This is a genomic window from Paenibacillus lycopersici, from assembly GCF_010119935.1.
In the GTDB taxonomy this organism is placed as follows: Bacteria; Bacillota; Bacilli; order Paenibacillales; family Paenibacillaceae; genus Paenibacillus_Z; species Paenibacillus_Z lycopersici.
On sequence record NZ_CP048209.1, the window covers coordinates 2,087,029 to 2,099,477 of the forward strand.

The following is a 12,449-nucleotide window of genomic DNA, read 5'->3' on the forward strand; positions in this document are numbered from 1 at the left end:
AGGTCTACTGCATTGTCTAACATCGATCCAATTTTAGATAAAGCGTTGCAAGGCGGACGGATCGGACTGGAAGAGTGCATCACGCTGTTCGAATCCGACGAAATCGAGAAAATGGGGCATGTCGCCAACCAGCTGATGATGCGGAAGCATCCGGAGCCGATCACGACGTTCGTCGTGGGACGCAACATCAACTACACGAATATTTGCGACGTGTACTGCCGGTTCTGCGCGTTCTACCGCGCGCCGGGCTCGAAGGAGGGCTACGTCCTGTCCGACGAAACGATCCTGAAGAAAATACAGGAGACGATCGATGTCGGCGGAACGGAAATCCTGATGCAGGGCGGGGTCAACCCGGATCTGCCGTTCTCGTACTACCTGGATTTGCTGCGCAAAATCAAATCGCACTATCCCGAAATTACGATGCATTCCTTCTCGCCGGCTGAAATTCAGAAGATGGTCACGCTGTCGGGCTTGCCGCTGGAGCAGGTGCTGCGCGAGCTGAACGCGGCGGGCCTCGATTCATTGCCGGGCGGCGGCGGCGAAATCCTCGACGACCGGACGAGACGGAAGATCAGCCGCTTGAAAGGGTCGTGGACGGACTGGATGGACGTTATGCGTACCGGCCATAAGATCGGCATGAACGCGACGGCGACGATGGTCATCGGCTTCGGCGAAGAGATGGAGGAGCGCGCGCTGCATCTGCTCCGCGTCCGCGAAGCGCAGGACGAATGCATCGCGAACGGCTACGACTCCAAGGGCTTCCTGGCGTTCATTCCGTGGACGTTCCAGCCGGAGAACACGAACATGAAGCGGGAGAAAGCGACGCCGGAGGAATACTTGAAGACGCTCGCGATCAGCCGGATTACGCTGGACAACATCGACAACTTCCAATCGTCGTGGGTGACGATGGGGCCGGAAATCGGCAAGTTGACGCTCTCGTACGGCTGCAACGACTTCGGCAGCACGATGATCGAGGAGAACGTCGTCTCCGCTGCGGGCACGACACACAAGGTCAACATCGGCTCGACGCTTCGCATCATCCGCGAAGCGGGCAAAATCCCGGCGCAGCGGAATACGAAGTACGACATCTTGAAGGTGTACGAGGAATCCGAGCAGGCGCAGAACGATTTTATTATGCAAAACTAAGGTTCGGGCCATAGCTTCCTGAAGCTTCTTCAACGGCGGAGATCATCCGCCGGCGAGGAGGCTTTTTTGCGTCTTCGTTTCCTTCAGGGTACGCAAGGGTGAATGATAATCAAGACCGTGCGCGCATCCAAGATCAGCCTTTCATTCCAGCGTCCGGCCAGCGCAGGCAGAGCATACATCGTATATCTGCTTCCGACGAACCATATACTGTTAAGGAAGCGGCAAAACGCGATCGGGCGACCGATCGGCCCATCGCCTGCCTATCGAACCTTCGAGCCATTCCGATAACGGCGCTCCGTGCGGCGCGAAATTTAAGCATATGCTTCGATGTCGTCTTTGTCTCATGTCCGCCGCGCTGCCGGCGGCCGCTGTTCCAATCAACGCGCACGCGATTGCGTCGGATGCGGATCTTGATCAATGCCTGCCGGCCGGCCTTCCATGCGTTCCAATACTGTTTAGGAGTTGAGCCTATGGAACTGTTCACTGTTTCGTTGCATTCGGCTTCCCAGGAGGCGATTGACCGCCTACATCGTTATCTGAGCGAAGAATTCGCCGATTTACATAGTGCCGGCGCAGGCTGCAAAGCTGCCTTCACGCGGCCCGATTACGATAGCATGGCCATCCAGTGCCGGGCGGAGCTGCCGGTTTTTCAGCTGGAGCAGGACGGCCCGGTGGTCTACCGCAGATCGGCGCTTGCGTTCGCGCGTTATATCCTGAACGAATTGGAGCCGATGCTCCTGAAGGCGATCATCCGGAAACAGTTCCACTACGAGGACGCGGCTGAAATCGAAGCGCTGTCGCGCTACTGCCACAATATCCTCTACGGAACGACCGGCTATGGCACGACTGTCTATGGTACGTCCGTCGTCGCGGCGCAGGAGGAAGAGAACGCGGCGGACAGGGCGGATCTGGAACGGCGGCTCGGGAAGGTGGCCGACGAGCTGGAGCAGTTCGTTGCGGGCAACACCCGGCTTCATCTGGACGGCTTCGTTTCGTTCCGGCTTGCCTCGTATTGGCAGGAGCTCAAGGACGTCGTGGCGTACGCGGTCGATGAATACGTGATGGATAAACAGTATCAGGAATTCATCTCGTTGTTGAAATATTTCGTGCGGATGCAGGAAGTGAAGCTGCCGATCGTCCACGTGCTCCATAAAGGCGGAAGCGATTTCGTGCTGTACGATCAGCAATTTCAGCTGCTGGATACCGTGCCGGCCGACCGGATCGTAGCGGAGATGCTCGAATCGGAAATGAACATGGAGGATATGATCGTCAGCACCCTGATCACGGTCTCCCCGCAGCAAATCGTCATTCACACCAGGCAGCCGGAGCTCCCGGTCATGCGCACGCTGGAGACGATTTTCGAGCAGCGGGTCCGGCTATGCTGTTCCTGCGGCCAGTGCAGCCTCCATTTCGACGAGGCCGATCATGCTCCGGCAGAGCAGCCGGCGGAGATTCGCATCCGCAACGTCATTCCGTGAATCGCTGGAAGACGGGGAATCGGGCTTGACCGGGCAAGCCGCGGCGGCTTATAATGGCTAGTAAGAAAAAGCGTTGACAAAGACATGTATCACCGTCCCGCACGATCCAGAGAGAGGAAACCCGGCTGAAATTTCCTTGCGCTGCAGCGATGATATACCCCTTTGTAGCTGTGAAGTTGAAACCGGGCTTAGGCTTGGCGGTAAGCTCCACCGGATCGTTTCCGTTACGAACGTCTACAAGGATCGGCAGACGGCTCTAACCGTTGCCGGTTGAACTAGGGTGGAACCACGGGTCAATCACAAGCACTCGTCCCTTCGCGGGGATGCGTGCTTTTTTATTTGGGCGCGCAATCCGCAGCAACCATCAACCGACCAGGAGGAACGAAAATCATGGCGATTCAAGTGAAGCTGCCGGACGGCGCCGTCCGGGAATACGAACAAGGCGCAACGATCGAAGACGTGGCGGGCTCGATAAGCACGGGCTTGCGGAAGAATGCGGTGGCAGGCAAGGTGGACGGCAAAGTCGTCGACCTCAATACGCCGCTGGAAAGGGATGCGGCGCTCGAAATCGTGACGCTGGATTCCGCCGACGGGCTTGAAGTGTACCGCCACAGCACGGCGCATTTGATGGCGCAGGCGATCAAACGGCTGTATCCGGAACGCAACGTGAAGCTCGGCATCGGCCCTGTCATCGAAGACGGATTCTACTACGACATCGACATGGACGAGACGCTGACGGCCGACGACCTCGAGAAAATCGAGAAGGAAATGGAGCGCATCGTCAAGGAAGATTTGCCGATCCGCCGCCGCGCCGTCAGCCGCGACGAAGCGATCGCGATTTTCACGGAAATCAACGATCCGCTGAAGCTGGAGCTGATCCGCGACCTGCCGCAGGAAGCGCAGATCACGATTTACGACCAGGGCGAGTTCTTCGACCTATGCCGCGGACCGCATCTGCCCTCCACGGGGCGCATCAAGGCATTCAAGCTGCTCAGCATTGCCGGGGCCTACTGGCGCGGCGATTCCAAGAACAAGATGCTGCAGCGCATCTACGGCACGGCGTTTCCGAAGAAAGCGCAGCTCGACGAGCATTTGCACTTCCTGGAGGAAGCGAAGAAGCGCGATCACCGCAAGCTCGGCAAAGAGCTGAAAATGTTCACCTTCTCCCGCGAAGTCGGCCAAGGCTTGCCGCTCTGGCTGCCGAACGGCGCGCGCGTGCGCAGAACGCTGGAGCGTTATATCGTCGATCTGGAGGAGCGTCTCGGCTACCAGCACGTCTACACGCCGGTATTGGCGAACGTGGAGCTGTACAAGACGAGCGGCCACTGGGAGCACTACAGCGAAGACATGTTCCCGAAGATGGCGCTCGACAACGAGGAGCTCGTGCTCCGTCCGATGAACTGTCCGCATCATATGATGGTGTTCAAGAGCGAAATGCGCTCGTACCGCGACTTGCCGATCCGCATCGCCGAGCTCGGCACGATGCACCGCTACGAGATGTCCGGCGCCTTGACGGGGCTGCACCGCGTGCGCGCGATGACGCTGAACGACGCGCATATCTTCGCCCGTCCGGATCAGATCAAGGAGGAGTTCAGCCGCGTTATCAACCTGATCCGTCAGGTGTACGAGGACTTCGGCATCAAGGAATACCGCTTCCGCCTGTCGTACCGCGATCCGCAGGATACGGAGAAGTACTTCCCGAACGACGAAATGTGGGAAATGTCGCAGCGCATGCTGCGCGAAGTCGTCGAGGAGCTCGGCCTGCCGTTCTTCGAGGCGGAAGGCGAAGCGGCCTTCTACGGCCCGAAGCTGGACGTGCAGATCAAGACGGCGCTCGGCAAGGAAGAGACGCTCTCCACGGCGCAGCTCGACTTCTTGCTGCCGGAACGCTTCGAGCTTGAATACGTCGGCGACGACGGCAAGAAGCACCGTCCGGTCGTTATCCACCGCGGCATTATCAGTACGATGGAGCGCATGACGGCGTTCCTGCTCGAGAACTTCGCGGGCGCGCTGCCGCTCTGGCTGTCGCCGGTCCAAGCGAAGATCATTCCGGTCTCCACGGCGTACGAAGGTTATGCGCGCGAGCTTGAAGAGAAGCTGCAGCTCGCCGGCATCCGCGTCGAATCCGACCTGCGCAACGAGAAGCTCGGCTACAAGATCCGGGAAGCGCAGCTGGAGAAGATGCCGTACATGCTGATCGTCGGCGAGAACGAAGCGAATTCGGAATCCGTCTCCGTCCGCAAACGCGGCGAAGGCGATATCGGCTCGAAGCCGGTTGCGGAGCTGATCGCGATGCTGCAGAATGAAATCGCGACGAAACAGATCTAGAGCGGCCAGCAGGCCTTGAAGCGGCGCGATGACCGGTCCGGCTGACAGGCCGGCCGCGGTCATCGCCGCTGCATAAAGCTTGTCGTCATTGGGTATCCTTCCTGCTAAGGAGGCTTGCAACCCAAATGACGACAAGCTTTTTATCGTTTCGCCGCTTGCTGCTCGCTTGCGCGGCCGCGCTGCTCTTGTTCGGGCAGGCGCTGTACGCGGAATGCAAGGCAGCCGGCAGCAGGAACGAACAACCCCATGAGAAACCGTCCGAGATCGGCATGCCTGCCATGTCATCCTTGGCGGCAGGCAGCGTTCATCATATGCAGGTCGTTGCTACCGGCTATACGGCCGGCGTGGAGTCGACCGGCAAGCGGCCGGGGCATCCGCAATACGGCATCACCTATTCGGGCGTCAAGGTACGCCGCGACTTCGTATCGACGATCGCGGCGGATCCGAAAGTGTTCCCGATCGGAACCGTTCTCTACGTGCCGGGCTACGGCTACGGGATCGTAGCGGATACGGGCTCGGCCATTAAAGGCAGGAAGATCGATCTCTATTTCGAGACGAGGAAACAAGTGTTCAATCAATGGGGCAAGCGGAAAGTAACGGTATACGTTCTGAAGCGGGGCAACGGCAAACTGACCGAAGCGAGGGTGACCGAGCTGAACGAGGCGGTCACGGCCGAGAAGACGCTGCCGCGATCCGTCCTGGAGTCCTAGCGCTCCGTCTTGCCGGAAGTTCGATATAGATAAAGAAGGTTGACGTTCAACCTTCTTTTTTTTATGCTTTTACTGTGATATGATCAATTTATGTAAGCGCTATCACCCGAAGGGGCGGTGCTATGGATAACGGTCCAGAACAGGGGCAAAGTCAAGTCGACGCCGAGGTCGGCGTATCGGGAAGCCCGGATCCGCTGATATCCGGGATGCTGGAAGGCAAGCTGCTGCAGCTGTACAACGAGATGATCGCGGTCGCCAGGTCGAACGTCTACAACAAGTCGGATGCCCAGGATGCCGTACAGGAAGCTTGGGTCCGCATGCTGGCCAATCGCGGCTCGCTGCGGGAGGCGGATAAGCTGAACGCGTGGGCCAAGGTTATTACGGCCAATGCGGCTCGCTCGATCAATTTGCGAGCCAAGCGGATTTATCCGGTAGACGCGAGCGAGTTCGCGGATAACGCCGGAACCTCCAGAGACGAGCAGGCGATCATGCTGGAGATCCGGGAGTTGCTGGAGTCGGTCGATCCGCGGACGAGAGCGCTGCTGCTGTACAAGTTTTATTTCGGCTATAAGGATCAGGAGATCGCCGAGGCCTGGAAGCTGCCCGTAGGCACGATCAAAGCGCGGATCCACCGCGCCAAACGCCGATTGCAGCAGTGGATGTCCAATTGAGACTGCGGCATGAATTCATCCGGTCTTGTACATAATCGCTATCGCTCCCTGCCATACTAAGTGGCGTACGGGGAGGTGAGCAGCATGGCGAAAAATAAAAACAATAAATTCAACGCAGCACAACAAAACAAATACAATGCGGAATTCGCAGCCGAGAACGCAAACGCGAATGCGAACGCAGCGACGAAAGGCGCTTCGCAGAAAGCGGAAAAATAACGGCTATCCGGCCGTTGAACGAGAGGGACCCCGAAGCGGTCCCTCTTTTATTTGCCCGCTAATGGAAATTGTAAAGATTCCGTGTAATCGGACCTGACATCAGAGATGGGTTTTAACCGTATTCATGCTAAAAAAATGGTTTTCAAACCGATGTTGATCATGTAAGATAGAGATTAAGATTATAATTGTAATAATACATGACATATGAGGAGAGAGGGCTTGCCATGACAGAACCGATTTCGTATTTCCCGCCTTCTCATCTGAGACATCGCAAGGCAGCGGAAGTTATACCGTTCTTAAGCACCTATATCGCCAAGAGAGAGCAGGAAATCGCGGAGATCGAGCAAATGGTGGAACGCTACGAGAAGCGCCGTCTGCAGGAAGAGCGATCGTATCAATCCATGTCGGCGCTGCGGCGGCTCCTCTCCGGCAAGAAGCCGGCGCATCATCTGGCCGTCGAATACATCCATTACGTCAAGCGGCCGATGGAGAAGGTGCGTCAGCTGCGCAATGAGATCGAGCAGGCCAGCGCCATTCTGAATACGGCCGATCCGTCGGCGATTGTCGCCGTCTCGAGCGATATGGAAGACGAACTGAAATCATGATCACACCGCTCGTTGCGTACGGCGGTTTTTTTGTTGCCTTCAACCGCCGAACGCCTCTGCCCCGTACGAGGACGGCGAGTCCTTATACGGGCGAGGCGTTCGTACAAGCAGGATTGGCGGATTGACCGAGATCGGGGCAATCGGCGCTTCCGGATTAGACGGGCGGCGCCGGATGCGTCGTTATCTCGGCTTCAATAGTTCGACGTCCAGGAAGTCATGGTCTTGATTGTAGGCCGGGACGCCGTGGATGCCGACGTCGAGTCCGATCAATTCCTCGTCCCTGGAGACGCGTACGGGCATGAAGCGCTTGATCAGCAGGAATGCGAGCCACGTGAGGGCGAAGCCCCAGACGATGACGGTAACGAGGCCTGCCGCCTGTACGCCGAGCAGCCTCCAGCCGCCACCGTAGAACAGGCCGGCGTATTCCTGGCCGTACCCTTTCGTCATGGACGGAATAGCGAACAGGCCGACCGCGAGCGTGCCGAGCGAGCCGCTGACGCCGTGCACCGCGAATGCGCCGACGGGGTCGTCGATGCCTTTGCTTTCGAGCAATTCCGTGACCAGCACCATCGCGACGCCGCAGACGACGCCGATCAGCATCGCCGCGCCGTCCGAGACGAACGAGCAGCCGGCGGTAATGCCGACAAGGCCGGCCAGGGAGCCGTTGATGACCATCGGCGGGTCGGCTTTCTTGTAGCGGAACATCGTGAACAGGATGCATCCCGCGCCGCCGGCGGCCGCGGACAGCATCGTGGTAATCGCGATATGTCCGATCGCGCTGTTCGTTGCGCTCAGCGTGCTGCCGGAATTGAAGCCGAACCAGCCGAACCATAGAATGAAGGCGCCGACGGACGCGAGCGGCAGGTTCGAAGGAGGGACGATGTTGCTTTTGCCGTCGGGCGTGAATTTGCCGATCCGGGGGCCGATGAAGATCGCGGCCGCCAGGGCGGCGGAACCGCCGAGCGCGTGGATGACGGCGGAGCCGGCGAAGTCGATCATGCCGAGCCTGCTCAGCCAGCCGCCGGAGCCCCACACCCAGTGGCCGGCGATCGGGTAGATCAAGCCGGTCATGATGATGGCATATAAGATATACGCTTTGAAATGAATGCGCTCCGCGGCGGCGCCGGAGACGATGGAGATCACGGCAATGACGAAGGCGCACTGGAAGAGCCAGTACGTCTCGTGCGAGATATCGAGGTGGATGTGGGACAAGTCGCCCCTGAGCAGGAAGCCGGTCGTGCCGATCCAGCCGCCGGCATCTTTGCCGTACATGAGCCCGAAGCCGAGGAAGTAATAGACGAGCGCGCCGAACGTGATGTCCACGAATACCTTCATAATGATGCTGACCGCGTTCTTCTGCCTGACGAAGCCGGCCTCCAGCAAGGCGAAGCCGCCCTCCATAAGGAGGATCATGGCGGCCGTCAACACGACCCAGACGGTATTCAAGCCGATGGAGAGTGTCGCTGCATCCATTGTTACCAACCCCTGACTTTTTTCATGTAAGGTTTTATGTCCTATTTACAGTTTGAGACTCATTATATAAGCGATATGTTTTTCGTGTCAATGAATTGGTACATAAGATGTCACTTATTTGTGAAAATTGTCAGCTAAAGCTTCCGATTTCATGCGAATCCGCCTGAATGAGGCGGCGGCCGGATGTGAGGTTTGTCCTCCGGCTCCGTCTCGAGACCGAGCCGGGTTCAATCGGCAGACCCTTTTGATCCGCTTGCGTCTTCGGGTATACTTGGCGTACAAACCTTGCATTATTATTCGGGAGCTGGTGGCGTCAATGAACGGGAATTTTATCAATCGCTTAATGTGGGGCCTTTTCATTATTGTCGTAGGCGTCGGTCTTCTATTAAGGCAGGGCGGGTACGTGTATTTCGATATCGGCACCGTCGTCTCCGTCTTCTGGCCGGTCATGCTCCTCTTCCTGGGGCTGCAGGGCATGCTGCAGCGGATGGCGTACGGCCGAGGGAACGCGTTCGGGTCGGGCGTGCTCATCGTTATCGGCTTCTTGTTTCTCGGCCGCAACCTGAATTTGTTCGACTGGTCGGTGGGCGACGTATTGAAGTTCGCCGCGCCGCTCGTCCTCATTATTTTCGGCCTATCGATGATCTTCAAACCGAAAACGCGGCATAACGCCGAAGAGAAGCGGGACGACGACTGGAAGGCGTACACATACGGGCCGACCGATCAGCCGGTTCCGCCGGCGCCTCCGCTGCATCCTGATCCAACCCGGCCGCCGTCCGAAGACGATTCCCATCAGGAATCAGCTGCTCCGCAGGCCGACTCCCGTACAGACGGGGTGAGCGGATCCCAAGGGCCGCGGATGCCGGGGCCGGATCAAACGTACGAACAGCGGCAAGGACAACCCGGCGCCTACGGGCAGCCCGGCAATCCGTACGGCGATTTCGGTAACCGCATGGGCAAGTACGCCGAGCATATGCAGCGGCGCCATGCCGACCGCTGGGAGAAGCACGCCCATCGCGCTGCCAAGATACGCGAGCGGATCGAGCGCCGGAACTTCAAGCATGATCATCGGCACCATCATCGCAACGACCGGGTGGAATGGTGGAACCATGACCCGAACGTGCAGACGCGTTCCGGCTTCATCGGCGACGTCTACCTCGGGCACGATTACTGGGAGCTCAAGCCGATGAACATTTCCCATTTCGTCGGGGATACGGTATTGGACCTGACGAAGGCGCAAATCTCGGACGGCGAGACGGTGATCAACATTTCATCCTTCGTCGGCGACGTGAAGGTGTACTTGCCGAACGATTACGAAATCGGCGTCCATGTCATATCGAGCGCGTTCGTGGGCGACGTGGCGGTGCTGGAGCGCAAGGAAGGCGGCATCTTCAAGAACGTGGACGTCGTATCGCCTTCGTTTCAAGACACGGTCAAAAAAATACGGCTGCACGTGAGTACGTTCATCGGCGATGTGCGGGTCACGAAAGTAGGCTGATTCGCGTATGATGGTCCGTTTGTTTCGAAACAGCAAATGGGATATGATCCTGCTCTTCGTGGCCTCCTCCGCCGTGTCCGTGCTCATCTGGCAGCTGGGCTGCGAACTGCTGCCGGAGAATATGCTGCGCGACGACTGGTGGCTGGGCATCGCGGTGCTCTTCCTGCTGATCAGCGCGGGCTTCGGTTATTGGGCCGCCAAGCGGATTCAGCGTCAGATCGACATGATGGTCATCGGCTTGAAGCAGGCCGCGCACGGCAATTACGGGACGCGGCTGCCGGAAGAAGGCACCTTCACGCCGGCGTTCCGGGAGTTCAACGACATGCTCGAATCGCTGGACGAGCGGACGCGATGGATTCAGCGTTCCGGCGAGGAGCAGGTCATGCGCGAATCGGCTTCCAACGAAGCGGCCGTGCTCGAGGAGCGGCGCCGCCTGGCGCGCGATCTGCATGACACCGTCAGCCAGCAATTGTTCGCCATCCATATGTCCGCCTCGTCGCTGCCGAAGCTGCTGGAGCTCAATCCGGATCGCGCGAGCGACGTCATGGATCAGCTCATCACCATGTCTTCGATGGCGCAGAAGCAGATGCGGGGCTTCATCGCCCAGCTTCGGCCCATGGAGCTGGAAGGCCGGTCGCTGCAGGAGGCGCTGGACAAATGGTTTCCGGACTATTGCCGGCAGAACGGCCTGCAGGGCGTCATGGAATGGCGCGTGAAGGAGAAGCTCTCGGAAGCGAAGGAGCATCAGCTGTTCCTCATTATCCAAGAGGCGATGGCCAACATCGTCAAGCATGCCGGCGCGGAAACCGCCTTGCTTACCGTCGCCGAGACGGAACGGCAAATCGTCATGACGCTGCAGGACGACGGGGCCGGGTTCCGGGCGGATCAGGTGAAGCGCGGCTCCTACGGTTTGTCCACGATGCGCGAGCGGGCGGGCAAGCTTGGCGGCGACGCCTCGATCATCAGCAAGCCGGGCAGCGGAACGAGGGTCAGGGTGACCCTGCCGAACTATGTGAACAATAAAGGAGCCGAGCATAACGATGAACGCGAATAACGGATGGAAAATCATGATTGTCGACGACCATGACATGGTGCGGGCCGGGCTGCGCACGTACTTGATGCTTGACCCGAAATTCGAGGTCATCGCCGAGGCGGCGAACGGCAAGGAAGCGATCGATCAGCTTCGGGCGGGCATCGCGGGCGGCCTGCCGCAGCTGGTGCTCATGGATCTGATGATGCCGGTCATGGACGGCGTGGAAGCGACGCGCGTCATGATGAAGGAATTTCCGTCGCTGAAGATCGTCATGCTGACGAGCTTCCTGGAGGACGAGAAGGTCGTCGCCGCCGTCGAGGCCGGCGCGGTCAGCTACGTGCTGAAGACCGTCTCCGCGGAGGAATTGATCTACGCGCTGAACGGCGCGGCCAAAGGCATGCCGGTCATGACGCACGACGTATCCCAGGCGCTGACGCGAGGGCTGAGGCAGCGCAGCGCGCAAGGCGAAGACGAAGGCCTGACGGAGCGGGAGAAGGAAGTGCTGCTGCTGATCGCCGAAGGCATGTCGAACAAGGAGATCGCCGACGAGCTTCATATCAGCATCAAGACGGTCAAGACGCATGTCAGCAACCTGCTGATGAAATGCGAGCTGGAGGACCGTACGCAGCTGGCCGTGTACGCCCACCGCAAAGGATGGGTAAAGACGGGATAATTGTCAGCCGCGCCGGGTATCTTAACGGTATGATTTCACCGGAATGAAGCGCGCCGCCCCCCAGGGAGGCGGCCGGTTCACCTTGGACCCAAAGGAGAATGCCGTTTATGATCCCCCTTGAATCGAAGCTGGAAGCAAGCGAGAAGGAATTTACGGAAGTGAGGAGCATGCTGGAGGAGCATCAATTCTCCCTCGGCGGGAGCTGGGATTACGATCACGGCTTCTTCGACCGGTCGCTGGACGAGGCGCATCTGGTCTGGCTGCGCATGCCGTTCGCGGTCATCAACGGCGCCATCGACGACGAGTCGCAGGATCTGGACGCGAAGATCCGGCTCGGCAAGCCGTTCGTGCTGAAGCATGTGTACAACGAAGGGCTCGATAAAGAAGCGCACGCAAATACGATGGGCGGCCTGATGAACCAGTTCCAGGAGCCGCTTGACCCGGACGATAAGGTGGAAGACAAATGGGTGAAGCAGGCGAAAGACGTGCTCGCGGAAGTAGAGGGGCGGTTGCTTCACTAGCCGGGATGCTAGAATGAATACGAAGCCGGGCTTGGCCGCTTTTATGCGCCCGCCCGGTTTTTTTATTTGGCATTATAACAATTTTAAGTTTGATTTA

12 protein-coding genes are annotated in these 12,449 nt (G+C 58.6%); 11 read left to right on the forward strand and 1 reads right to left on the reverse strand.

Going from position 1 to position 12,449, the window contains the following annotated elements:
• Nucleotides 1-12: 12 nt before the first annotated feature.
• From mqnC to GXP70_RS09015, 7 genes are all read left to right on the forward strand, one after another.
• Nucleotides 13-1,146, forward strand: a complete 1,134-nt coding sequence (mqnC, locus tag GXP70_RS08990; RefSeq protein ID WP_162356126.1) for a cyclic dehypoxanthinyl futalosine synthase — start codon at nucleotides 13-15, stop codon at nucleotides 1,144-1,146.
• 470 nt (nucleotides 1,147-1,616) lie between these two features.
• Entirely contained in the window at nucleotides 1,617-2,624 is a 1,008-nt protein-coding gene (locus tag GXP70_RS08995; RefSeq protein WP_162356127.1) for a putative sporulation protein YtxC, read from the forward strand.
• Between the two features lie 390 nt (nucleotides 2,625-3,014).
• Nucleotides 3,015-4,952: a threonine--tRNA ligase gene (thrS, locus tag GXP70_RS09000; RefSeq protein WP_192043431.1), complete on the forward strand. Its 1,938-nt coding sequence runs from the start codon at nucleotides 3,015-3,017 to the stop codon at nucleotides 4,950-4,952.
• Between the two features lie 125 nt (nucleotides 4,953-5,077).
• Nucleotides 5,078-5,662: a 3D domain-containing protein gene (locus tag GXP70_RS09005; RefSeq protein WP_162356128.1), complete on the forward strand. Its 585-nt coding sequence runs from the start codon at nucleotides 5,078-5,080 to the stop codon at nucleotides 5,660-5,662.
• A gap of 122 nt (nucleotides 5,663-5,784) precedes the next feature.
• Nucleotides 5,785-6,333 carry an RNA polymerase sigma factor gene (locus tag GXP70_RS09010; protein ID WP_225442731.1) on the forward strand — a complete coding sequence of 183 codons (549 nt, stop codon included), beginning with the start codon at nucleotides 5,785-5,787 and terminating at the stop codon, nucleotides 6,331-6,333.
• 84 nt (nucleotides 6,334-6,417) lie between these two features.
• Nucleotides 6,418-6,549 (forward strand): hypothetical protein, encoded by a 132-nt coding sequence (locus tag GXP70_RS30050; protein ID WP_263864107.1) that lies wholly within the window; start codon nucleotides 6,418-6,420, stop codon nucleotides 6,547-6,549.
• Nucleotides 6,550-6,773: 224 nt separating this feature from the next.
• Entirely contained in the window at nucleotides 6,774-7,154 is a 381-nt protein-coding gene (locus GXP70_RS09015; protein WP_192043432.1) for a hypothetical protein, read from the forward strand.
• A gap of 180 nt (nucleotides 7,155-7,334) precedes the next feature.
• Here the strand turns inward: GXP70_RS09015 and GXP70_RS09020 are convergent, their stop codons facing one another.
• Entirely contained in the window at nucleotides 7,335-8,627 is a 1,293-nt protein-coding gene (locus GXP70_RS09020) for an ammonium transporter (protein WP_162356129.1), read from the reverse strand.
• A 316-nt stretch (nucleotides 8,628-8,943) separates the two neighbouring features.
• On the opposite strand from GXP70_RS09020, the gene liaF reads away from it, so the two are divergent.
• The 4 genes from liaF (at nucleotide 8,944) to GXP70_RS09040 (ending at nucleotide 12,352) form a co-directional block, all read left to right on the forward strand.
• Complete coding sequence (liaF, locus tag GXP70_RS29790; RefSeq protein ID WP_225442732.1) at nucleotides 8,944-10,125, forward strand: cell wall-active antibiotics response protein LiaF; 1,182 nt, start codon at nucleotides 8,944-8,946, stop codon at nucleotides 10,123-10,125.
• 7 nt (nucleotides 10,126-10,132) lie between these two features.
• Complete coding sequence (locus GXP70_RS09030; RefSeq protein ID WP_162356130.1) at nucleotides 10,133-11,179, forward strand: sensor histidine kinase; 1,047 nt, start codon at nucleotides 10,133-10,135, stop codon at nucleotides 11,177-11,179.
• A complete protein-coding gene (locus GXP70_RS09035; RefSeq protein ID WP_162356131.1) occupies nucleotides 11,166-11,831 on the forward strand; it encodes a response regulator in 666 nt (221 codons plus the stop codon). Before GXP70_RS09030 ends, GXP70_RS09035 begins: the two co-directional genes overlap by 14 nt.
• A 107-nt stretch (nucleotides 11,832-11,938) precedes the next feature.
• The gene (locus tag GXP70_RS09040; RefSeq protein ID WP_162356132.1) at nucleotides 11,939-12,352 is read left to right on the forward strand and encodes a YugN family protein; all 414 of its coding nucleotides are present in this window, start codon (nucleotides 11,939-11,941) and stop codon (nucleotides 12,350-12,352) included.
• The last annotated feature ends 97 nt before the right edge of the window (nucleotides 12,353-12,449 follow it).

Bases quoted from the DNA above. Each gene is read 5' to 3' on its own strand.
- GXP70_RS08995 (WP_162356127.1), top strand. From the start codon at position 1,617: ATGGAACTGTTCACTGTTTCGTTGCATTCGGCTTCCCAGGAGGCGATT.
- thrS (WP_192043431.1), top strand. From the start codon at position 3,015: ATGGCGATTCAAGTGAAGCTGCCGGACGGCGCCGTCCGGGAATACGAA.
- GXP70_RS09005 (WP_162356128.1), top strand. From the start codon at position 5,078: ATGACGACAAGCTTTTTATCGTTTCGCCGCTTGCTGCTCGCTTGCGCG.
- GXP70_RS09010 (WP_225442731.1), top strand. From the start codon at position 5,785: ATGGATAACGGTCCAGAACAGGGGCAAAGTCAAGTCGACGCCGAGGTC.
- GXP70_RS30050 (WP_263864107.1), top strand. From the start codon at position 6,418: ATGGCGAAAAATAAAAACAATAAATTCAACGCAGCACAACAAAACAAA.
- GXP70_RS09015 (WP_192043432.1), top strand. From the start codon at position 6,774: ATGACAGAACCGATTTCGTATTTCCCGCCTTCTCATCTGAGACATCGC.
- GXP70_RS09020 (WP_162356129.1), bottom strand. From the start codon at position 8,627: ATGGATGCAGCGACACTCTCCATCGGCTTGAATACCGTCTGGGTCGTG.
- liaF (WP_225442732.1), top strand. From the start codon at position 8,944: ATGAACGGGAATTTTATCAATCGCTTAATGTGGGGCCTTTTCATTATT.
- GXP70_RS09030 (WP_162356130.1), top strand. From the start codon at position 10,133: ATGATGGTCCGTTTGTTTCGAAACAGCAAATGGGATATGATCCTGCTC.
- GXP70_RS09035 (WP_162356131.1), top strand. From the start codon at position 11,166: ATGAACGCGAATAACGGATGGAAAATCATGATTGTCGACGACCATGAC.
- GXP70_RS09040 (WP_162356132.1), top strand. From the start codon at position 11,939: ATGATCCCCCTTGAATCGAAGCTGGAAGCAAGCGAGAAGGAATTTACG.